Origin of the sequence: Saliniradius amylolyticus, assembly GCF_003143555.1 — a bacterium.
GTDB classification, from domain to species: Bacteria; Pseudomonadota; Gammaproteobacteria; order Enterobacterales; family Alteromonadaceae; genus Saliniradius; species Saliniradius amylolyticus.
The window spans coordinates 2375846-2397421 of record NZ_CP029347.1; the positions used below are offsets into that span (position 1 = coordinate 2375846).

Annotated in this window: 18 protein-coding genes; 6 read left to right on the forward strand and 12 right to left on the reverse strand. The window is 53.5% G+C overall.

Annotated features, from left to right (window positions below; all coding sequences use genetic code 11):
• Positions 1-249: 249 nt before the first annotated feature.
• Positions 250-4128, forward strand: a complete 3879-nt coding sequence (gene purL / locus HMF8227_RS11105) for a phosphoribosylformylglycinamidine synthase (protein ID WP_109340236.1) — start codon at positions 250-252, stop codon at positions 4126-4128.
• Between the two features lie 248 nt (positions 4129-4376).
• Positions 4377-4520: a hypothetical protein gene (locus HMF8227_RS15075; RefSeq protein WP_162558579.1), complete on the forward strand. Its 144-nt coding sequence runs from the start codon at positions 4377-4379 to the stop codon at positions 4518-4520.
• On the opposite strand, the gene smrA is transcribed toward HMF8227_RS15075, so the two are convergent.
• Positions 4517-5098, reverse strand: a complete 582-nt coding sequence (smrA, locus tag HMF8227_RS11110; RefSeq protein WP_109340237.1) for a DNA endonuclease SmrA — start codon at positions 5096-5098, stop codon at positions 4517-4519. The genes HMF8227_RS15075 and smrA overlap by 4 nt on opposite strands.
• A gap of 101 nt (positions 5099-5199) precedes the next feature.
• Between smrA and mltF the strand changes: the two genes are divergently transcribed.
• Together mltF and HMF8227_RS15125 are read left to right on the forward strand one after the other, a co-directional pair.
• Positions 5200-6621, forward strand: a complete 1422-nt coding sequence (gene mltF / locus HMF8227_RS11115) for a membrane-bound lytic murein transglycosylase MltF (RefSeq protein WP_109340238.1) — start codon at positions 5200-5202, stop codon at positions 6619-6621.
• Between the two features lie 104 nt (positions 6622-6725).
• Entirely contained in the window at positions 6726-6878 is a 153-nt protein-coding gene (locus HMF8227_RS15125) for a hypothetical protein (RefSeq protein ID WP_204101052.1), read from the forward strand.
• Between the two features lie 139 nt (positions 6879-7017).
• On the opposite strand, the gene tadA is transcribed toward HMF8227_RS15125, so the two are convergent.
• Positions 7018-7491 (reverse strand): tRNA adenosine(34) deaminase TadA, encoded by a 474-nt coding sequence (gene tadA, locus HMF8227_RS11120; RefSeq protein WP_109340239.1) that lies wholly within the window; start codon positions 7489-7491, stop codon positions 7018-7020.
• Between the two features lie 133 nt (positions 7492-7624).
• Between tadA and HMF8227_RS11125 the strand changes: the two genes are divergently transcribed.
• Positions 7625-7846, forward strand: coding sequence for a hypothetical protein (locus HMF8227_RS11125; protein WP_109340240.1), 222 nt, complete (start codon positions 7625-7627; stop codon positions 7844-7846).
• Between the two features lie 21 nt (positions 7847-7867).
• On the opposite strand, the gene HMF8227_RS11130 is transcribed toward HMF8227_RS11125, so the two are convergent.
• From HMF8227_RS11130 to guaB, 3 genes are all read right to left on the reverse strand, one after another.
• Positions 7868-8728 (reverse strand): class I SAM-dependent methyltransferase, encoded by an 861-nt coding sequence (locus tag HMF8227_RS11130; protein ID WP_162558580.1) that lies wholly within the window; start codon positions 8726-8728, stop codon positions 7868-7870.
• Positions 8729-8895: 167 nt separating this feature from the next.
• A complete protein-coding gene (gene guaA / locus HMF8227_RS11135; protein ID WP_109340242.1) occupies positions 8896-10473 on the reverse strand; it encodes a glutamine-hydrolyzing GMP synthase in 1578 nt (525 codons plus the stop codon).
• A 75-nt stretch (positions 10474-10548) separates the two neighbouring features.
• Positions 10549-12018 carry an IMP dehydrogenase gene (gene guaB / locus HMF8227_RS11140; protein WP_109340243.1) on the reverse strand — a complete coding sequence of 490 codons (1470 nt, stop codon included), beginning with the start codon at positions 12016-12018 and terminating at the stop codon, positions 10549-10551.
• 123 nt (positions 12019-12141) lie between these two features.
• Between guaB and xseA the strand changes: the two genes are divergently transcribed.
• The gene (gene xseA / locus HMF8227_RS11145; RefSeq protein ID WP_109340244.1) at positions 12142-13476 is read left to right on the forward strand and encodes an exodeoxyribonuclease VII large subunit; all 1335 of its coding nucleotides are present in this window, start codon (positions 12142-12144) and stop codon (positions 13474-13476) included.
• 46 nt (positions 13477-13522) lie between these two features.
• Here the strand turns inward: xseA and der are convergent, their stop codons facing one another.
• From der to pilW, 7 genes are all read right to left on the reverse strand, one after another.
• Positions 13523-14977, reverse strand: a complete 1455-nt coding sequence (der, locus tag HMF8227_RS11150; protein WP_109340245.1) for a ribosome biogenesis GTPase Der — start codon at positions 14975-14977, stop codon at positions 13523-13525.
• 71 nt (positions 14978-15048) lie between these two features.
• Positions 15049-16269, reverse strand: a complete 1221-nt coding sequence (gene bamB, locus HMF8227_RS11155) for an outer membrane protein assembly factor BamB (protein WP_109341091.1) — start codon at positions 16267-16269, stop codon at positions 15049-15051.
• Between the two features lie 7 nt (positions 16270-16276).
• On the reverse strand, positions 16277-16897 hold the full coding sequence (locus HMF8227_RS11160; RefSeq protein ID WP_109340246.1) for a YfgM family protein: 621 nt from the start codon (positions 16895-16897) through the stop codon (positions 16277-16279).
• 9 nt (positions 16898-16906) lie between these two features.
• Positions 16907-18199 (reverse strand): histidine--tRNA ligase, encoded by a 1293-nt coding sequence (hisS, locus tag HMF8227_RS11165; RefSeq protein ID WP_109340247.1) that lies wholly within the window; start codon positions 18197-18199, stop codon positions 16907-16909.
• 95 nt (positions 18200-18294) lie between these two features.
• Positions 18295-19416 (reverse strand): flavodoxin-dependent (E)-4-hydroxy-3-methylbut-2-enyl-diphosphate synthase, encoded by a 1122-nt coding sequence (gene ispG, locus HMF8227_RS11170; RefSeq protein WP_109340248.1) that lies wholly within the window; start codon positions 19414-19416, stop codon positions 18295-18297.
• 29 nt (positions 19417-19445) lie between these two features.
• Positions 19446-20537, reverse strand: coding sequence for a RodZ domain-containing protein (locus HMF8227_RS11175; protein WP_109340249.1), 1092 nt, complete (start codon positions 20535-20537; stop codon positions 19446-19448).
• Between the two features lie 32 nt (positions 20538-20569).
• Complete coding sequence (gene pilW / locus HMF8227_RS11180; RefSeq protein WP_239421288.1) at positions 20570-21571, reverse strand: type IV pilus biogenesis/stability protein PilW; 1002 nt, start codon at positions 21569-21571, stop codon at positions 20570-20572.
• Positions 21572-21576 lie beyond the last annotated feature (5 nt).

Consider the following 21576-nt stretch of genomic DNA (forward strand, 5'->3'; position numbering starts at 1 on the left):
CGTAAAACACAACAGACCGTTGGTGCATAACCTGCGACGAACAGAGGCAATTTATGCATAACTAATGCATATTTATTTGAAAACCGTCTCTGAGCGGTTTCCTGACAGACCGCTTTCTCAGCTTTGAAAACCTGAGCATAGGTTGTCTCTGGCGCTTATCAAGCGAGTAAAATTCGACTATAATCCGCGCCCAAGTATCCGTTCCAACGGGGCGTCATTCGCTCCCTCAAATCTTTGGTGACAATCTCTATGTTAGTCCTACGCGGTGCACCTGCTCTGTCCGATTTTCGAACCTCTAAGTTGCTGAAACAATTTGCCAGCCATGATATTTCGGTGGACACCCTCTATGCCGAATACGTGCATTTTGCCCACTTGAATGACGATCTGAGCAATGATGAACATCAGGTGCTAAAACAACTGCTAGTCTACGGACCTGAGATGACCGCCCATGAACCTGAAGGCCAGTTAATTTTGGTGGTCCCACGCGCCGGAACCATCTCGCCGTGGAGTTCTAAGGCCACCGATATCGCCCACAACTGCAGTCTGGATAAGGTCACCCGTTTAGAGCGAGGCATCGCCTACTATATTGAAGGTGCCGATAACGACGATCTGGACGAGATCGCTTCGTTGCTGCATGACCGCATGACAGAATCGGTGCTCGGCAGCCTCGACAGTGCCGATGTGCTGTTTCAGACCGATACTCCGAAACCCCTCAACAGCATCGACGTATTAGGTAAAGGGAAAAAAGCCCTGCAGGAAGCTAACATCAGCATGGGGCTCGCTCTGGCCGCCGATGAGATTGACTACTTGGTAGAGAACTTCACTAAGTTAGGCCGCAATCCCCACGATATTGAGTTGTATATGTTCGCGCAGGCCAACTCCGAACATTGCCGCCACAAGATTTTTAATGCCGACTGGATCATCGACGGCGAGGCACAGCCAAAGTCGCTGTTCAAGATGATCAAAAATACCTACGAAGTCACCCCGGATTATGTAACCTCGGCCTATAAAGATAACGCGGCCGTAATGGACGGCTCTTTTGCCGGTCGTTTCTTCCCTCAAGGTGAATCGCGGGAATACGATTACAAACATGAGCAGATCGACATTCTGATGAAGGTGGAAACCCATAACCACCCAACTGCCATTTCTCCTTTCCCTGGCGCAGCCACCGGTTCTGGCGGTGAGATCCGCGACGAAGGGGCCACCGGTCGTGGGGCCAAACCCAAGGCTGGTTTAGTTGGCTTCTCCGTATCCAACCTGCGCATTCCGGGCTACGAGCAACCCTGGGAAATTGACTATGGCAAGCCGGACCATATCGTCACCGCACTGGATATCATGATCGACGGCCCTCTGGGTGGCGCAGCCTTTAACAACGAATTTGGCCGCCCCAATATCCTGGGTTATTTCCGTACCTTTGAGCAGGAAGTAAAAACCGGCGCTGGTAACGAGGTGCGCGGCTATCACAAGCCCATTATGCTGGCGGGGGGCATGGGTAACATTCGTTCCGAGCACACTCAGAAAGGCGAGATTCCTGTGGGCGCCAAGCTGATCGTGCTAGGCGGCCCGGCCATGAATATCGGCCTGGGCGGCGGCGCTGCTTCGTCCATGGCCTCCGGTCAGTCCAACGAAGACCTGGATTTTGCCTCGGTGCAACGTGACAACCCGGAGATTGAGCGCCGCTGTCAGGAAGTGATCGACAAATGCTGGCAGCTGGGCGACAAAAACCCGATTCAGTTTATCCATGATGTGGGTGCCGGTGGTTTGTCCAACGCCTTCCCGGAGCTGGTTGACGACGGCGGTCGTGGCGGTAACTTCGAGTTGCGCGAAGTACCTAACGATGAACCCGGTATGTCGCCGCTGGAGATTTGGTGTAACGAATCTCAGGAACGTTATGTCATGGCCGTAAGTCCTGAAAATCTGGCGCTGTTTGATCAGATTTGTCGCCGTGAGCGCGCACCCTATGCAGTCGTCGGGGAAGCTACCGAAGAGGCACACCTGAGAGTCAGCGACCGACACTTTGGCAATGACCCTGTTGATATTCCGCTGGAGGTGCTGCTCGGTAAGGCTCCCAAGATGCAGCGCAATGTCAAATCCCGTAAGGCGAAAGGCCAGCCACTGTCGCTGGATATGGATGCAGCCGAAGCTGCCGAACGTATCATGCAATTGCCCACCGTAGCGGAGAAAACCTTCCTGATCACCATCGGTGACCGCTCGGTAACCGGCTTGGTTAACCGCGATCAGATGGTTGGCCCCTGGCAGGTGCCGGTAGCCGATGTAGCGGTGACCGCCGCCGGTTACGACACCTACCATGGCGAAGCGATGGCCATGGGTGAACGCACGCCAGTGGCCTTGCTGAACTATGGCGCGTCTGCCCGCATGGCGGTGGGCGAGGCGATCACCAATATTGCCGCCGCCGATATCGGCGACCTTAAACGCATTAAGCTGTCTGCCAACTGGATGGCCGCCGCCGGTCACCCTGGCGAAGATGCTGGCTTGTACGAGGCAGTGAAGGCTGTAGGCGAAGAGCTGTGCCCGGCACTGGGCCTGACTATCCCGGTGGGTAAAGACTCCATGTCCATGAAAACCCGCTGGGAGGATAATGGCAAAGACAAGTCGGTCACCTCACCATTATCGCTGGTTATTTCCGCCTTTGGCCGGGTGCAGGATATTCGTCGCACCCTTACGCCTCAGCTGAGAACCGATAAAGGTGACAGTCGTCTGTTGTTGCTTGATCTGGGCCGGGGTCAAAACCGCATGGGTGCCTCCTGTCTGACACAGGTTTATCAGCAGTTGGGCCAGGAGACACCGGATCTGGACAGCCCCGAATTACTCAAAGGCTTCTTTAACGCCGTTCAGAAATTGAATCAGGAGGGCCTGCTGTGGGCCTACCATGACCGCTCCGATGGTGGCTTATTCACCACAGTGGCGGAAATGGCCTTCGCCGGTCACTGCGGTGCTGACATCGACATTCAGACACTGGGCGAGGACGCCATCGCGGCCCTGTTTAACGAAGAATTAGGCGCGCTGCTTCAGGTGCCAGCCGATAAACTCAAAGCCGTGACGCAGGTACTGGAGCAACAGGGCTTAGGGGGCTGTTACTTCGATATAGGTCAACCAGTCACCGATGACAAGCTTATCGTTCGCCACGGCGAGCAGGTACTGGTAGACAACAGCCGTACCCATTTCCGCACTCTGTGGGCGCAAACCACCTATCAGATGCAGTCGCTAAGGGATAACCCGGGGTGCGCTCAGCAGGAACTGGATGCCAAGGCCGACAACCAGGATCCGGGCTTAAGCGCCAAGCTCACCTTCGATCTGAACGACGATGTGGCCGCGCCCTATATCGTCAAGGGTGAGAAGCCTAAGGTGGCTATTCTGCGTGAGCAGGGTGTTAACTCCCATGTGGAAATGGCCGCCGCCTTCAGCCGCGCCGGTTTTGCGGCTATCGACGTGCACATGAGTGACGTCCTGAGCGGTCAAATCGACTTTGACCAGTTCCAGGGCCTCGTGGCCTGTGGCGGCTTCTCCTACGGTGACGTATTGGGCGCTGGTGAGGGTTGGGCCAAGTCCATCCTGTTTAACGGTCAGGCCAGAGATCAGTTCCAACGCTTCTTCCACCGCGACAATACCTTCTCTTTGGGGGTGTGTAACGGCTGTCAGATGATGTCGAACTTAAAATCCCTGATCCCCGGCGCCGAACACTGGCCACACTTTGTCACCAACCGCTCTGAGCGCTTCGAGGCACGCTTCTCACTGGTGGAAGTACCCGAATCACCCTCGGTGCTGCTTAAAGGAATGGCGGGCTCACAGATGCCGGTAGCAGTGTCTCACGGAGAGGGTCGCGCCGAATTTAAAGCGGCCACTCCACAGCAAGTCCTGGAGGAACAACTTGTGTCCCTGCGTTACGTGGACAATTACGGACAAGTCACGGAGCAATATCCGGCCAACCCCAATGGCTCGCCTCAAGGCATTACCGGATTGACCAGTAAAGACGGTCGCTCCACCATTATGATGCCGCATCCAGAAAGGGTGTTCCGCACCGTGGCTAACTCCTGGCACCCGGATGACTGGCAGGAAGACAGCCCATGGATGCGTTTATTCCGCAACGCTCGGGTGTTTGTGGAATAATGTAACTCTAAAGAGTGAGAAGCTATGATCAGACGGGCATTTTAAGAGAAAATGCCCGTTTTTTTATGCTGAGACCGGAAAATGTGGTTATTTTTCAAAAAAAGTGGGCTTTTTTAGGCTAACTTGTTGTTAAATAATCATTCTGTGCTTATTATTTCTACAGCTTGGCAATACAACAATCAACAAGGACAGTCGCCAGGTTCAGGATGGATTTATAGACAAGACAATAACAATAAAAGAGACGGTTTATGAATCGCGCTTCTCGAGGTTTCGGACTCGGTAGTATCTTACTGGTGGTCATCGTCATGGCACTGACGGCTTTTGTGGCCGCCCGCGCCGACAACCAATCAACCAATAATCAAACGCAAGTCGAGCAAGAGCAGAACAGTTAGCGCTTGGCGTGTCGTTCCCGATTAGTCTGCTTCTGCACCGTATTTTTCTGCAGTAGCACATAGGTGGCTCCCTGGCCGCCATGGGCTTTTAGCGCCGTATGGAAAGCGATCACTTCCGGCATTTGGCGCAGCCACTGATTCACATAACTCTTTAACACTCCGGGAAAAGGCTTGGCCTGCAGTCCCAGGCCGTGATGAACCAGCAGGGTCCGGATGCCGCGTTCATGAGCTAACCTGAGTTGCTCAAACAGAGCCTGTCGTGCCTTATCATAGGATTGCTGGCGCAGATTGATCACCGTATCGATGGGGTACTTCCCGGTACGCAGATTCTTATACACCCCTTCCTGTACCCCGTCTTTTTTGAAGCAAATAAAATCATAGGGGTCGATGGGGTCCACTGCTTCCACACGCAGATAGTTAGCATCTTCCTGCTGTTGCCGCTCCAGTGCCTCCCGCTTAAGACGCTTAGCCAGAGAGTCTTTATCACCTGACGATGGCCATACCTTGTCATCCTGCTTAAGTGGCGTGACATCACTCATGGCTTCGGAAAACGCATTAGACTGATCGTGCGACTTCATACTACCTCCACTGACGCGCAACGGCATTTCATTATATCAAAGCTGGCAGTCTGTGCTGATTTTCGTCAGAATGAACACTCGTTTAGCAATTCAATGAGCGAATGTCTCTGACTTCTGACTTAAAGCAACGGACACTGTGGCTAATTCTGGCTTTAACCCTTTTTCTTGCTGGCGGTTGTGAACCGGTCCAGCAGCGCCAGCAACTTGGTCAGGTGCTGGAACAGGATGTATTACGAGTGGGCACCCTGTACGGATTAACCACCTATTATCACGGTGCCAACGGTGAACAGGGATTTGAATACGAGCTGGTCAAAGGCTTCGCTGATTATTTAGATGTACGACTCGAAGTACTGCCCTATTACAATCTGCAAACCGCATTTGAGCAGCTAGAAGCCGGTCAGTTGGATCTCATTGCCGCAGGTCTGAGTGTCACCGAACGGCGCCTCAAGCGGGTCAACTTTGGACCAGGCTACCAGAGCGTCACCCAAAAGCTGGTATTTAAACAGGGTCAAGAGCGCCCGCGAGACCCCAGCGACCTCAGTGGCAATCTGATTGTGGTGGCCGATAGCAGTCACTCAGAAACTCTGCAACAACTCAAAAAGCAGTATCCTGAATTGGAATGGCAGGAAACCACTGAGATGGATAACGAAGAACTGCTCGAAGCGGTCATGCGAGGTGACTATGACTACACCGTCGCAGACTCTAATATTCTCGCCCTGATGCGTCGCCGTTATCCCGGACTGTCCATCGGCTTTACCATACACTCAACCCAGCCGGTGGCCTGGGCCCTCAACCAGCAAGGCGATGATTCCCTGCGTGGCGCCCTGTTGGATTACTTCGGTCAATTGCAGGACGATGGTCGTCTGGCGGCACTGGAAGATAAATACTTCGGTCATGTGCGGCAGTTTAACTATGTGGACACCCGTTTATTTATTAAAGCTGTGGAGAACACCCTGCCTGACTATCGTCATTGGTTTGAGCAGTATGCCGACGATCTGGATTGGCGCTTACTGGCCGCGCTCAGCTATCAGGAGAGTCACTGGGATCCCAGAGCCAAAAGCCCCACAGGAGTTCGCGGTATCATGATGCTAACCCTTCCCACCGCCAGAGATATGAATGTTCGCTCCCGATTGGATGCCGAACAGAATATTCGAGGCGGTGCTCAGTATTTAAGGGAATTGTACCGGCGAATACCGGCCCGTATCGAGGACCCGGACCGGCTATGGTTTACTCTAGCCGCCTACAATGTTGGCCTGGGCCATCTGGAAGACGCCCGGGTGCTTACCGAGCGTCAGGGCGGCAACCCGGATCTATGGGTCGATGTTAAGCAGCGTCTGCCACTGCTACGGCAGAAAAAGTACTACCGCACCACCCGCTATGGGTACGCCCGTGGCGACGAAGCTGTCACTTACGTATCCAATATTCGCCGTTACTATGATACTCTGGTTTGGCTGGATGAGCAGGAAGTGATCCCAGCCGCTCGCCAAGGGGTAGAAGATCGCCAGATTAGCGATAGCGATTGAATTTCTTCGTTATTGCCCCATCTAAATAAATGCAATCTAAGTTTCACAGCGGTGACACACTGCTGTGTTATCTTTGTTGCATGAGAATACGAGAAGGAGTTGTTATGAAACGAAACCTGATAAAACGAAAGCGGGTATTGCGCCCCAACAGCCGCCGACGCCTGCTGTTAAAACGCGTACAACGTAAGATTCAATTACGTCGACAACACTACCATTCCTTCGATGTGGAATGTCAAAGCATGGCCCGGGCAAGCTAGTTAACTTTCATCCAGAAACGGGCTCCTGCCCTTATTCTGGAACGGAAAATGAAAAGTGCGATTTCCATTTTCCTCTCATTTTTATAGCGTTACCACGCATTAAAAATGACGGTGCATCCATGCACCGAGCTAGCTCTGGCTAGCAGGACTTCCGGGCTTTTTGCTGCTCCCGCCGCAACCTAAAAAACCGTTTTAAAATCTCCCCGCACTCTTGTTCCATCACTCCTGACACTACCTGATAGCGATGATTTAGAGCTGGGTGCTGCGCCAGATCCATCACCGAACCACAGGCGCCGGTTCTAGGGTCGCTGGCACCAAACACCAGCTGTTCGATACGGCTGTGTACCAAGAGTCCCGCGCACATGGGACAAGGCTCCAGCGTCACATACAGAGTAGCGCCTGGAAAGCGGTAATTTTTCACCGTTTTTCCTGCCTGACGAATCGCTTGCATCTCGGCGTGGGCGGACGGGTCGCTGAGGGTGATGGACTGATTAAAGCCTTCACCCAGCACCTGATTGTCTCGCACCAGCACGGCACCAACCGGCACTTCACCTTGCTCGGCCGCCTGTTCGGCCAGCGTCAAAGCGCGCGCCATCCATTTGTCATGGGCCATCGACTTACGCCTCAATGTTAAGAAATGTCACATTTTATTCTATTCATGAGGTCAGTTACCAGATGACATCGCAACAGTTTCCGTTAGGATTAATATCGGTCCGTATATGGACCCGTCATTATGGAGTAAGCCGATGAATATTACCGCTATCGCCATCGTTGCGATTGTGTGCTGGGCCATCGTCGAGTTGGTTACCGGCTTTCGCAACAAGAAGACACACAAACAAGACAACCTGCGCCTTGAGCAGATGCAGCAGAGTGTCCACCAACTGCAAGAGCGTGTGCAGGTGCTGGAGAAGATCGTAACCGATCAGAATTACGATCTGAAAAAAGAATTCGACAACCTGAAAGATTAACCTACCCCGGGATTCCTTTGGTTAGTCGGGTTGAGCCTGATTCGTATCGGGCTTGCGCAACAGAAAATAGCCTTGGGTCGCCGTCAGGCTCGGTGCTTGTGTATTGAAACACGGAGCGATATATTCCGGCGGATGGGGTTCAGCATAACTGGGCTCATTTTTGACAACCTCAAACCCCACAGACTGAAACAAGACTTCGAAATCGTAATGGCGTAACCGATTCTGATAATGACAACCGGGGTTATGGCGCTGCCACTGTTCATCTGAATATTGTAAAAAGTTCAGCAAGCCGATGCTGGGGTCGGTATGTGCATAATGATCGGAGTAGTCGATGATGGCGGAAACCACACCGCCGAACTTTAGAATTCGGTATACTTCGGTAAAAATGGCCTCAATATCCTGACGCGGAATGTGCTCTAAGGTGTTGGTGGACACACACACATCCACACTGTTGTCTTTAAAGTGGGTATGCCGGGCATCATAGGGGGCCTGGTAATTGATCCCGTAGCGTTTGTTGAGCTGTGCCTTGTCATGCACGCTGTCATAACGAAATTCCGGCTGAACCTCAGCCAGCGCCAATCCGGTGCGGTTCACTAAATCAAAATCCAACATCGGATTCAAATCCACCACATATTGCTGTTCAAACAGTGGCGAAAGAAGCAGGTTTTGTCCCAGATTCTTACCCGCACCAAACTCAAACATAATACCGCCGACGTTCTGCTCCTTCAGCTCGCTAAGTTGCTTACGCCATTCGGCCACTGTATCCAGTGCAATGCGTGAGCGGCCAGTGAGATATTTCTGCAGCAGGTACAGCAGCCGGTAAGCTTTTAACTGCTCCACAACTAAAAAGATCTGAGACTTTAATTTCCATGGAATTTTCATGCAGGACCTCGAGTTAGCACCGGTAGCCATTCCAAATATTCGATTCCCGAACATAGGACCTGACCAAATAGTAGAGGGGTTTGCGAAACTTGCCACGCTATAGACACAAAAAAGGCGCCCTGAGGCGCCTTAGACAATTCTCTGACTGGCTGAAGTCAACCTGAGAGTTACTCCCATTCGATAGTTGCAGGGGGCTTCCCGGAGATGTCGTACACCACTCGGGAAATGCCGTCGACCTCATTGATAATACGATTGGAAATCTTACCCAGCAGATCATAGGGAAGCTGCGCCCAGTGAGCCGTCATAAAGTCGATGGTTTCGACCGCTCGCAAGGAAACCACCCAGTCATACTTACGGGCATCGCCCATTACCCCTACGGAACGTACCGGCAGGAAGACAGCAAAAGCCTGACTGACCTTGTGGTAGAGGTCGGCGTTATGTAACTCTTCGATAAAGATGGCATCGGCACGGCGCAGCAGGTCACAATACTCTTTCTTTACCTCGCCCAGCACCCGTACACCTAAGCCCGGCCCCGGGAACGGATGTCGATACAGCATGTCATAAGGCAAGCCTAACTCCAGACCAATCTTACGCACTTCGTCTTTAAACAGTTCACGCAGCGGCTCTACCAGACCCATCTTCATATCTTCGGGCAGACCACCCACGTTATGGTGCGACTTAATCACATGAGCCTTACCGGTCTTGGAGCCGGCCGACTCGATCACATCGGGATAAATGGTGCCCTGAGCCAGCCATTTCACATTGGGCAGCTTCCTGGACTCTTCGTCGAAAACTTCCACGAACACCCGACCGATGGTCTTACGTTTGGCTTCTGGCTCGTCAATACCGGCCAGTGCATCCATAAAGCGGTCCACTCCATCCACATAGTCGATGTTCAGACCGAAATGATCGCCAAACATTTCCTTTACTTGCTGGCCTTCGTTTAAGCGCAGCAGGCCGTTGTCCACAAACACACAGGTAAGTTGGTCACCAATGGCGCGGTGCAGCAACATGGCCGTGACCGATGAATCCACCCCGCCGGACAGACCCAGAATCACTCGATCGTCGCCCACCTGTTCACGAATCCGCTCGACGGCGTCTTCGATAATGGTCGCTGGTGTCCACAGCTTCTCGCACTGACACACGTCCAGCACAAAGTGCTCCAGCATGCGCTGGCCCTGACGGGTGTGGGTCACCTCAGGGTGGAACTGGATGCCGTAGAAATGCCGTGACTCATCAGCAATCGCGGCAAAGGGACAACTGTTGGTACGAGCGATGGTAGTAAAGCCTTTAGGGATCTCACTGACTTTATCACCATGACTCATCCAGACGTCCAGCAACGCATTGCCGTTGTCGCCCACATGATCTTCGATGTTATGGAACAGGCCGGAATCTTCCACTACCTCCACCTGAGCATAACCAAATTCTCGCATGTCCGAGCCCTGAACGGCGCCACCCAACTGCGCGGCCATGGTCTGCATACCATAGCAGATCCCCAATACCGGCACGCCAGCCTTAAAGACGTACTGGGGAGCCCGAGGTGAACCAGGCTCCGGTACCGACTCCGGACCACCGGACAGAATGATCCCCGTAGGATCGAATTCGCGGATCTGCTCTTCAGTCACATCCCAGGCCCAAAGCTCACAATAAACGCCGATTTCACGCACACGACGAGCGATCAATTGAGTGTATTGGGAGCCAAAATCCAGAATCAGGATGCGGTGTTGATGAATATTTGTGGTCATAATTTAAGGCTTTCTCAAATTAATGCGGGAGACCTCTGCCTCCCGCGAAATGAACTGAACTATCAGGGCTTGCGATTAGCCCATGCGGTAATTGGGGGCTTCCTTGGTGATGGAGACATCATGCACGTGGGACTCACCCATACCGGCGGCGGTAACCCGCACAAACTTGGGCTTGGTGCGCATCTCGTCAATATTGGCACTACCGGTCAGGCCCATGGCCGAGCGCAATCCACCCATTTGCTGATGGATGATCGCGGCAATGGGTCCCTTGTAAGCAACCCGACCTTCGATACCTTCAGGCACCAGCTTCTCCGCATTTTTAGTATCCTGAAAGTAACGATCCGAAGAACCATGGTTTTGGTTCATGGCGCCCATGGAGCCCATGCCCCGGTATGCTTTGTAGTAACGCCCCTGGTAGAGCTCTACTTCACCGGGAGACTCTTCGGTACCCGCCAACATACTGCCCACCATGACACAGCTTGCGCCGGCGACAATGGCCTTGGCGATATCACCGGAGAAACGAATGCCGCCATCGGCAATCACTGGGACACCGGTCCCTTCCAGTGCCGAAACCGCATCAGAAATGGCGGTAATCTGAGGCACACCGCAGCCTGTCACAATCCGCGTAGTACAGATAGAGCCCGGGCCAATACCGACTTTCACCGCATCAACACCCGCATCTACCAGTGCTTTGGCACCTTCGGCAGTAGCGACGTTACCAGCTATCAGCTGCAGGTCCGGATAGTTTTTGCGTACAAATTGCACCCGCTCAAGCACACCCTGGGAGTGGCCGTGAGAGGTGTCGATCAACAACACATCAACACCAGCCTCTACCAGCTTTTCGATGCGCTCGTCAGTACCGGCACCTACACCAACAGCAGCACCGACCCGCAAACGGCCCAGTTTGTCTTTACAGGCATTGGGCTTACTTTCCGCCTTCTGGAAATCCTTGACGGTGATAAGACCTTTAAGCTTGAAGTGATCGTCCACCACCAGAATCTTTTCGACCCGGTGTTCGTGCATCAAACCCAGTACTTCTTCTGAGCTGGCACCTTCTCTCACGGTGACCAGATTCTCTTTCTTGGTCATCACTGCACTGATGGGTTTATCGTGATGATTTTCAAAGCGCAGATCGCGCCCGGTGACGATACCCACCAGATTATTGTCTTTGTCCACCACCGGGAAACCGGAGTAACCGTGGATCTGACTCAACTGGTTGATTTCACCGATGGTAGCATCGGGGGTAACGGTAATGGGATCGGACACCACACCGCTTTCGTATTTCTTAACCTGACGTACATGAGCGGCCTGTTCTTCCGCGCTCATGTTTTTGTGGATAAAACCCATGCCGCCTTCCTGCGCCATGGCAATGGCCAGACGGGCCTCGGTCACGGTATCCATAGACGCGGACACCAACGGGATGTTGAGTTCAACACCTCGGGTCAGCTTGGTTTTTAAATCCGCTTGATGGGGAAGGACGGAGGAATGCCCGGGAACCAACAACACATCGTCGAAAGTCAGGGCTTCTTTTTCAACTCTGAGCATCGCAACAGCACCTATAGAATGGGGGTCTAGTTGCGGCGCAATTGTAGCTGTTTTCCCCCTTGCGGTAAACTGAATTCCTTGCTCAAATGCTATATTTTTCCACGCGGATTATAACCCCGGACCATGCAACGAATTTATACCGTCAGTCGACTGAACCGACAAGCCCGTCAGGTACTGGAATCCGAGATCGGCCAGGTCTGGATCCGCGGCGAAATATCCAACTTTGTCGCCGCCCGCTCCGGTCACTGGTACTTCACCATCAAGGATGAATACGCCCAGGTACGGGCGGCGATGTTTAAGAACGCCAACCGGTTAACCGGACAGCGTCCCAAGGAAGGGGACCGCATTCTGGCTCGTGCCAATTTAAGTCTGTATGAGCCAAGGGGCGATTACCAAGTGATTGTCGAGCATCTTGAGCCGGAAGGCGAAGGCCTGCTAAAGCAGCAGTTTGAGCAGCTTAAGGCCAAGCTTCAGGCTCAGGGCTTATTCGATCAGGCCCGCAAACGCCCCCTGCCCGATGCCATAAGACGCGTAGGAGTGGTCACCTCCGCCACCGGAGCCGCCATCAAGGATATTCTTACCGTTTTACACAGGCGCAACCCGGCTATCGAGGTGGTCATCTATCCGACCCAGGTGCAAGGTGAGAACGCTCATCAACAGATTATACAGGCGATTCAAACCGCTAATCGGCGCACAGAGGTGGATGTACTGATCGTGGGTCGAGGCGGCGGATCGCTGGAGGATCTCTGGTGCTTTAATCACGAGCAGCTGGCACTGGCAATCGTCCAATCCAGCCTACCGGTGGTCAGCGCCGTCGGCCATGAGGTGGATGTCAGTATCGCCGATCTGGTGGCCGATCTCAGAGCGCCCACCCCGTCGGCCGCCGCCGAATTGGTCAGTCAGGACAGTAGTGAATTGTTGCGTCAGTTGCACCAACAATATCAACGACTGGTACGCGGCATGGCTCAGCGCGTCCAGACCGCCCGCCACCAATTCCAGCTGGCTCGCCATCACCTGAGGCAGTTACATCCGGAAATCCAGTTGCAACAGCAAAGCCAGCGAATGGATCAGCTACAGGTGCGCCTGCAGCGGCAGATGCAAGCTACCCTGACCGGGCAGCGCCATCGCTATCAGATCGCCCGGCAGCAGCTGTCTCATTTGTCACCGGACAAGCGTATAGAGCAAACCAAAGAGCGTCTGAAGCAGTATCATCTGCAGCTACTCAGAAGTACCCAACAGCAGTTGCGGGCCGGCAAAGAAAGACTGGCCCATAATGCCCACTTACTGGATACAGTTAGCCCGCTGGCCACTCTGGCGCGGGGCTATAGCATCAGCTTCCAGCAAGATAAAGTGCTCCGCTCGGTAGATGAAGTTGATGTGGGCCATTCACTGACCACGAAACTCAAGGACGGCGAGATCGTCAGTACCGTAAAGTCGGTAGGAACGTCGAGCCAATAACAAAACAGGCAGCCTCCGGGCTGCCTGCTTATTCGACTAAAAAGTGTTAACTTTTCTTCTTATGAAAGGCCATCATCCGTTTACGCTTGCGCTGCTGGGACAGAGTCAGCTTATTTTTCTTCCCCTCGTAGGGGTTATCACTCTCCCTGAATTCAATGCGAATTGGCGTGCCGATAGTATTCAGCGAGCGGCGGAAATAATTCATCAGGAAACGTTTGTAGGAGTCCGGTAAGTCCTGCACCTGGTTGCCGTGGATCACCACTATCGGCGGGTTGTAACCGCCGGCATGGGCGTATTTCATTTTCACCCGACGACCCCGTACCAAAGGAGGCTGATGATCTTCCTGCGCCATTTCCATGATACGGGTTAACATGGAGGTGTTTACCCGCTTGGTGGCCGATGCATACGCTTCCTGAACCGACTCAAACAGATGACCGACTCCGGTGCCGTGCAGTGCCGAGATAAAATGCAGTCGGGCAAAATCGATAAAGCCCAGACGGCGGTCAAGATCCTGCTTGATCTCATCCTTAATGTCTTTATCCAGTCCGTCCCATTTATTTACCGCCAATACCAGCGAACGGCCCGAGTTGAGCACAAAGCCCAACAAACTTAAGTCCTGATCGGTGATGCCCTCACGGGCGTCGATGACCATGAGTACCACATTGGCGTCTTCCACCGCCTGCAAAGTCTTGACGATGGAGAACTTCTCCACCGCGTCGCTGACTTTCTTACGGCGACGCACTCCGGCGGTGTCGATCAATACATACTCTTTGCCATCCCGTTCCATAGGAATATCGATGCTGTCTCTGGTGGTGCCCGGTTGGTCATACACCACCACGCGCTCTTCGCCCAGGATACGGTTGGTCAGCGTCGACTTACCCACGTTGGGCTTACCGACAATGGCCAATCGCACCGGCTGCGAACGCAGCCATTCCTGCTGGGCCTGAGCGGCAGCTTCATCGTCCAGCTCCGGCTCGTCTTTGGGCGTTTGTTTTAATTCAGGGTAGTCTTTGGCCAGAGGCTCCAGTGTCTTTTTAATCAACTGGCTGACACCGCGACCGTGGGCGGCCGCTATCTGATGCACTTCCCCCAGGGCCAAGGCGTAAAACTCGGCCGATTCACTGTCGCCGTCGATACCATCGACCTTATTAGCGACCAAATAAACTGGCTTATTCTGCTGCTGAAGATGCCGGGCGATGGCTTCATCAGACACTGTCAGCCCGGCCCGCGCATCCACCAGAAACAATACCACGTCCGCTTCTTCTACTGCCAGCAGCGATTGCTGAGCCATAGCCGCGTCTATGCCCTGCTCATCACCGGTGATACCGCCGGTATCCACCACAATAAATTGCAGTCCCTCATATTTGGCCTGACCGTATTTACGGTCACGGGTTAAACCGGGAAAATCCGCAACCAGTGCGTCCCGACTGTGGGTCAATCGATTAAACAGAGTCGACTTGCCGACATTGGGCCGACCGACCAGAGCTACCACAGGTAACATAATTTCTCTCTTCTAACACGAACGGCCCTTCTAAGAGGGCCGCTCTGATTAACTTGTTGTATTTAATACAACTAAGGCGTTTTCACGGCGACCAGTTGACCATCTCGAGTCTGGGCGTAGAGAATATTCCCCTCCACAACCGGAGCCACGTAGATACCCTCGTCCTGATCATTACCGCCCACGGCGAGCCGGGCCACTATATCGCCATTATTTTGTGCGAACCAATGCAGATAACCGTACTTATCACCGGCGACCGCATAGTCTCCCACCGGCACCACTGAGGTCAGCTCTCGCTGCTTGAGGTTCGTTTTACTCCATAACTCCACACCGTTACGACGATCCAGGGCATAGAGCACGCCGTTGTTATCTGAAACAAACAGTGTGTTGCCATCCAACGCCAAACGACGATAAGAAGCGTATTCGCGGTTCCAGACCACACGACCAGAACGCAGTTCCACAGCGGCCAGAGTGCCATCATAGGAAATGACATAGATGGTGCCCCCCAGAATCAAGGGCTCGGAATCAATATCCACCAAACGCTCTAACTCAGTCGCTCCGGAAGGCTTGCCGATAGGCTGCTCCCAGGCCGCCTGACCGTTTTCTAAGATCAGCACCGATAACTTGCCTGTTGGTGCGCCATAAATGACACCACCATTGGCCACCAATGGCGCAGATACGCCTCTGAGGGATAAGGGTGGGACCTCTGCTTCTGCGGTCCAAAGCTCACTACCATCTTCAGCACTCAGCGCAAACAGGGTTCCGGCGCCGGTATTCACTACCACAATGCCGCTCTCCACCGCCGGACGGGCGAGAACTTCACCTTTCACAAAGGTCTGCCATTGAACCTCACCGGTTTCGGCATCCAGGGCTACGACGTTACCATTTTCAGTCCCAAGGTAGACAGTGCCGTACACGACGGTTAGGCCGCCGGCAATCTTAGCCGAGTCGCCATCGCTCAAAATGCCACTGAACCAACCGTTATCGCTGTCAGCCAGGTTCACCGACCATAGCTGCTTACCGGTTGATTGCTCAAACGCCTTAACCACACCATGGCGACTGGCCGCATAAACCTTGTCATAGGCTACCGCCGGAGAAAGGCGTGAAAAATGGTCTTCAACACCATCTCCTACCGAGCGGCGCCAGAGGATCTCAGGGCGAAACTTTTCCTCAATGGGCGCCAGTTGCTTGATAGCCAGTTCATCATCTTCCAGTGCGAAGCTATCGGGCATTAAGGAACAGCCGCTCATAACCAGTGCCGCAGCCCCTACCAGTGCGGTTCGGATTGTCGTCATTGAAAACTTAAGCATTGGCTTCGGCACTCAGGTTATCCAGCTTCATCTGCAGCAAACGGTTGCCCGCAGACTGTTCTAACGCGGCTTGATAGGCCACCCGAGCCTGCTCAAAGTTGCCTTGCTGGCGATAAATATCGCCTTTCAGCTCTTCCACCTGAGCCACAAACTGCTCTGCAGGAATACTCTGCAGGCTCTTCAGGCTGGCATCGGGCTGCTCTTGTTGCAACTGCACGCGAGCCAATCGTAAACGCGCCACATGAGCCACCGCCTCCACCGAAGAGTGGTCAGCGGCAAAGCTGAGCTGTTTGGCAGCCTCACTGAGGTCGTCTCTGTCCACTGCTTCCTGTGCCAGATGCAACGCTGCCAGTACCGCGTAATCTGACTCACCTTGCTGCTCGACAAATTGCTTCACTGTGGAGAAACCGTTGTCCTGCTCTAGCTGTTCAATCTTCTGCTGATAAGCCGAGGAAGCCTGCTCCTGGGCTTGCAGTTGCTGGGTGTTGTAATAGCGCCAGCCCCAAAGACCGCCCAGTCCTAACACCGCCCCCAGTACGATCACGGTGCCATTTTCTTTCCAAAACTGCTTGATCGCTTCGACTTGTTGTTCTTCCGTCTCGTAACGTGCCATGTTGTCCTCTTAATAGGTTTTGTCTGCGATAAGGGTCTGCATCACCACGTCAGCCACGTCTTCCCGGGCCAGGGTTTGCTGAGGCTTATTATCGCGCAGATACTTCAATGTCACTTGCTGCTGGTTAGCTTCGTCATCACCGACAATCAGCGCCAGCCGAGCGCCACTCTTGTCCGCTCGCTTCATTTGTTTTTTCAGATTGCCGCCACCGCAATGGCTTTGCAACCTTAGTCCGGGCAATTCACTGCGGAGCCATTCTGCCAGTTGCATGGCGTAGCCCTGACACTGGCTGCCCATGATAGACAGGTACACATCAACGGGGGCAGGCACATCGCTGATCAGTTCCAGGGTCTCCAAAAGCAGGATCAGCCGCTCCATGCCCATAGCAAAGCCCACCGCAGGGGTGGCCTTACCGCCCAGTTGCTCCACCAGTCCGTCGTAACGACCACCCGCACAAACCGTTCCCTGAGCGCCCAGACTCTCGGTAACCCACTCGAATACCGTGCGGTTGTAGTAGTCCAGACCTCGCACTAAACGAGGATTGACCCGGTATTCGATGCCCAGGGCGGTCAATTGTTCACAAAGACGGGCAAAATGTTCTTTGGATTCGTCATCCAGATAATCTTCCAGCGCCGGCGCATCGGTGAGTATCTGCTGCACTTCTGGATTCTTACTGTCCAGAACGCGCAGTGGGTTGGACTGCATGCGGCGCAAGGAGTCCTCATCCAGCTTATCCTGATGCTGCTCCAGATAAGCCACCAGAGCATCCCGGTATTCGGCTCTGGCCTCGTTCGACCCCAGCGAATTCAGCTCCAGGGTGACCTTATCCGACATGCCGAAGCGCTGCCATAAGCGGGCGCTCATCAGTATCACCTCAACATCAATATCCGGCCCGTCCAGACCAAACACCTCAACACCAAACTGGTGGAACTGACGATAACGGCCTTTTTGCGGGCGCTCATGGCGGAACATGGGCCCCATATACCACAGGCGCTGTTGCTGGTTATAGAGCAAACCGGCCTGATTACCGGCCCTGACGCAACTGGCTGTCCCCTCTGGGCGCAACGTCAGCATATCGCCATTGCGGTCCTCAAAGGTGTACATTTCCTTCTCGACAATATCGGTCACTTCACCAATAGAGCGTTTAAACAGGTCGGTACTCTCTACGATGGGGGTGCGAATCTCTTCATAGCCATAGCTGGCTACAACTTCTCGAATGACTTGCTCGGCCCATTGCCATTTACCGGACTGCTCCGGCAGACAATCATTCATACCGCGAATTGCCTGAATCTGCTTTGCCACTTGGACTCTCAATCTAGGTTAGTTACACGCCGTCATTCGGCACCATAAAGCGCCGGATTATAGGGACTTCGAAGGAAAAGGTAAATTCACCAGCCTCAGTTATGTTTTACATCCACCGGAATTCGATTCTGCTCATCCAACACTGCAGCCTTGGCCCGGATACGCTGCTCAAGCTCATCCACCAGACTATCGTTAGCCAGCCGTTCCTTTTGACGCTGACCATCGAGGTAAAAGCCACTCATATTGCGCGCGCCGGTGAGCCCAAGATGGGATACTTCGGCTTCGCCGGGCCCATTGACCACACACCCAATGATGGAGACATCCATGGGGGTAAGCACGTCTTCAAGCCGCTCTTCCAGCGCATTGACGGTACCGATTACATCGAACTCCTGCCGGGAACAACTGGGGCAGGCGATAAAGTTAATGCCCCGACTGCGAATACGCAGCGACTTAAGAATATCAAAGCCAACTTTTATCTCTTCTACAGGGTCGGCCGCCAGCGATACCCTCAGTGTATCGCCAATACCTTCGGCCAACAGCATACCCAGACCTACGGAGCTCTTTACTGCCCCCGTGCGAAGACCACCGGCCTCAGTAATACCTAAGTGCAGCGGTTGTTTAATCTGTTTAGCCAGCAACCGGTAAGCTCCGACCGCCAAAAACACATCGGATGCCTTAACACTGACCTTAAACTGGTCAAAGTTAAGCCTGTCCAGAATATCCACATGACGCATGGCCGACTCCAGCAGTGCCTCTGGGGTCGGTTCGCCGTACTTTTCCTGCAAGTCTTTTTCCAGCGACCCGCCATTCACCCCAATACGGATGGGAATGTTCTTATCCCTTGCACAATCCACTACTGCGCGGATTCGTTCTTCCTTCCCGATATTGCCAGGGTTGATGCGCAGACAGTCGGCGCCGTACTCCGCGACTTTGAGCGCAATACGATAGTCAAAATGAATGTCGGCGATCAGTGGAATATCCACCTGCTGTTTAATTTGCTTAAAGGCTTCTGCCGCATCCATGGTAGGCACAGAAACCCGCACCAGATCCGCGCCAACGGCCTGGATGCGTTTGATCTGGGCCACCGTTGCTGCCACGTCCGTGGTCTGAGTATTAGTCATCGACTGCACGGCGATAGGCGCGCCGTCGCCGATGGGCACATCACCGACATGAATACGGGTCGAGGGCCGTCGTAGTATGGGAGATTCAGCAAACATAGAAAGTTCTCTGCTTAATGCCGTTGTCGTTACTGTCTGGGTAAGGTGAAGCGCGCCGTTCGTCCAGCTCGGAAATCGGACATATCCACCGGCTCACCATCAAAGCTCACGGTCACTGTTTCTGGCGCCCCAAGGGTCACTTCAAAAGGAGCCACTCCGGAAACCGGCATAGTGCGTCCGGCTTTCTTAATACCGTAGGCGATAGCCTCTCCGGTAGCGTCGACAATATTGACCCAACAATCACCGGAGAATTCAAACACCGCTTCCACAACCGGCCCATCAACGACGGACTCATCAGCTGGAGCATCTTCGTTGTCGACTTGCTGGGTGTTTTCCTGCGCCAGAGGGCTGGCGGCTTGCTCTTCAACTGGTTCAGGTTCTTCCTGTCCAGCACTCTGCTCAGGCTGCGAAGCGTTCAACGAGCTCTGGCTTTCTGGTTCAGAATCAGGCTCAACCTGGTTGACTGGCACCTCACCCATCGTGGAGTCACCGGCCTCAGAAGTGGCCGGTTCCGTCATGGTTTCAGTGTCCGACGGCTCTGCCTCAACACGGGTTAACTCTACGGGTTCTGGCCGCGACTGCTCAACTTGCTCCTCGGACTGATTGACTGTCGGTTCCGCTGGCTGACTCTGGCTTTCCAATCGGGTATTGTCCTGAGCCGTCTCCGTTTCGGACGTCAACAGGCTGTCGGGCAACGCCGACCCAACCGTCTTACCTTCATTACTTTGCTGGAGCCACCACAGCACAACCAAGCCAATGATCACGGCAAGAATCGCGTAACTCAACAACATCAACCGGTCGTCGCTGGCCTGCCTGGAGACCTTTCTGGAGAAGCTGTGTAGCTTTGTAGGTTCCGGCTTAACCGCGTTCAGCTCATCTAAGGCAGCCACGGCTTCATCTTCCGGCACATCCACTAACTTGGCGTATTGCTTAACGTAACCACGGGTAAAGGTGGTGGACACCTGAGTGTCAAACCGCTCGGCCTCAATTTCCTCAATATTCACCACCCTGAGGTTCAGGCGTTCCGCTACTTCTTCTACCGTTAAACCTTTGGCTTCACGGGCCTGTTTCAAGCGTAAACCCAGTTGTGGGGCCTGCTCGGTTGTTTGCTCGTCGGTCATAATCTCTCAGGGCTTTTTATCTGGGCTGATGGTTAGCGCGCCTCAGGTGGCGTCAATCGAAGCTTCATTCCGGCATGGAGATCGTCGGCGCTTTCCAGCCCGTTCCATTCCATCAGCGTTTTAATACGAATATTATACTTAACTGAGATACGATATAGGTTCTCACCGTTTTGCACAACATGGTAGTCGTTGTTGTTCTTGGTTCTCTTTTCTGACGCCGGTGCAGCATGCTGCTCTGACTCGGGACTCGGTTGCAGGGCTGGTCGATCATTTTCTACCTTTGACTCAGGCAGCCGCTGGCGGCGAAACTCCTGTGTTGTACGATGGTCAGGGTAAAGTTTAACCAGCATATCGCCGTAACTTTCGGCCCGCTCAGGATTACCCAGTCCTTGCTCGATTTTATACGCCATCAGCAGCATATCGGGAGACACATTTCCGGTACTCTCGTAACGGCTTAACAAGGTTTTCGCTTTCTGCCATTGCGCTTGACGAACTAACAACTCTGTCATCAGCATAAGACTCTTGGCTCGCTGGGGCTGGTGTTTAAGGGCCTTGTCCAGGTAGCCTTCGGCCTCGGCCAATTTCCCCTGGCGTTCGTTACATAACGCCAGGTTCTCGTATGTTTCTGCAGCACTAATGTATTCCTGCTGCTCCAGAGCCCGATGAAAGTATGTTTCCGAAGCCTGATAGTCGCCCTGCTGGCACAAGAAAGCCCCATAGCTATTCAGGATATCGGCATTATCCGGAGCCCTACTCAGTGCAGTTTGAAAAGCCTCCTGAGCCTGCCTCGTTTCCCCCACCTGCTGGTAGTAATACGCAAGGCTGTAGTGGACGTCTGCCATTCTGGGTGCGAATTTCAATGCCTGGTCGAGGTTATATTTGGCCTGCTTAAAGTTACCGTTTTTCAGGTAAGTTAACCCCAGAGACAGACGCACCTTAGCCGCCTCAGTTTTATTCCCTTGCTGAAGGGAAGACGAACTCGAACAGGCCGCAAGCATTACGCTCACTATCAAGACCAGACAAATGCGCATCATCAATC

Excerpts from the sequence above, each read along its gene's own strand:
- purL (WP_109340236.1), top strand. The coding sequence starts at position 250 with ATGTTAGTCCTACGCGGTGCACCTGCTCTGTCCGATTTTCGAACCTCT.
- HMF8227_RS15075 (WP_162558579.1), top strand. The coding sequence starts at position 4,377 with ATGAATCGCGCTTCTCGAGGTTTCGGACTCGGTAGTATCTTACTGGTG.
- smrA (WP_109340237.1), bottom strand. The coding sequence starts at position 5,098 with ATGAAGTCGCACGATCAGTCTAATGCGTTTTCCGAAGCCATGAGTGAT.
- mltF (WP_109340238.1), top strand. The coding sequence starts at position 5,200 with ATGTCTCTGACTTCTGACTTAAAGCAACGGACACTGTGGCTAATTCTG.
- HMF8227_RS15125 (WP_204101052.1), top strand. The coding sequence starts at position 6,726 with ATGAAACGAAACCTGATAAAACGAAAGCGGGTATTGCGCCCCAACAGC.
- tadA (WP_109340239.1), bottom strand. The coding sequence starts at position 7,491 with ATGGCCCATGACAAATGGATGGCGCGCGCTTTGACGCTGGCCGAACAG.
- HMF8227_RS11125 (WP_109340240.1), top strand. The coding sequence starts at position 7,625 with ATGAATATTACCGCTATCGCCATCGTTGCGATTGTGTGCTGGGCCATC.
- HMF8227_RS11130 (WP_162558580.1), bottom strand. The coding sequence starts at position 8,728 with ATGAAAATTCCATGGAAATTAAAGTCTCAGATCTTTTTAGTTGTGGAG.
- guaA (WP_109340242.1), bottom strand. The coding sequence starts at position 10,473 with ATGACCACAAATATTCATCAACACCGCATCCTGATTCTGGATTTTGGC.
- guaB (WP_109340243.1), bottom strand. The coding sequence starts at position 12,018 with ATGCTCAGAGTTGAAAAAGAAGCCCTGACTTTCGACGATGTGTTGTTG.
- xseA (WP_109340244.1), top strand. The coding sequence starts at position 12,142 with ATGCAACGAATTTATACCGTCAGTCGACTGAACCGACAAGCCCGTCAG.
- der (WP_109340245.1), bottom strand. The coding sequence starts at position 14,977 with ATGTTACCTGTGGTAGCTCTGGTCGGTCGGCCCAATGTCGGCAAGTCG.
- bamB (WP_109341091.1), bottom strand. The coding sequence starts at position 16,269 with ATGACGACAATCCGAACCGCACTGGTAGGGGCTGCGGCACTGGTTATG.
- HMF8227_RS11160 (WP_109340246.1), bottom strand. The coding sequence starts at position 16,897 with ATGGCACGTTACGAGACGGAAGAACAACAAGTCGAAGCGATCAAGCAG.
- ispG (WP_109340248.1), bottom strand. The coding sequence starts at position 19,416 with ATGTTTGCTGAATCTCCCATACTACGACGGCCCTCGACCCGTATTCAT.
- HMF8227_RS11175 (WP_109340249.1), bottom strand. The coding sequence starts at position 20,537 with ATGACCGACGAGCAAACAACCGAGCAGGCCCCACAACTGGGTTTACGC.
- pilW (WP_239421288.1), bottom strand. The coding sequence starts at position 21,571 with ATGATGCGCATTTGTCTGGTCTTGATAGTGAGCGTAATGCTTGCGGCC.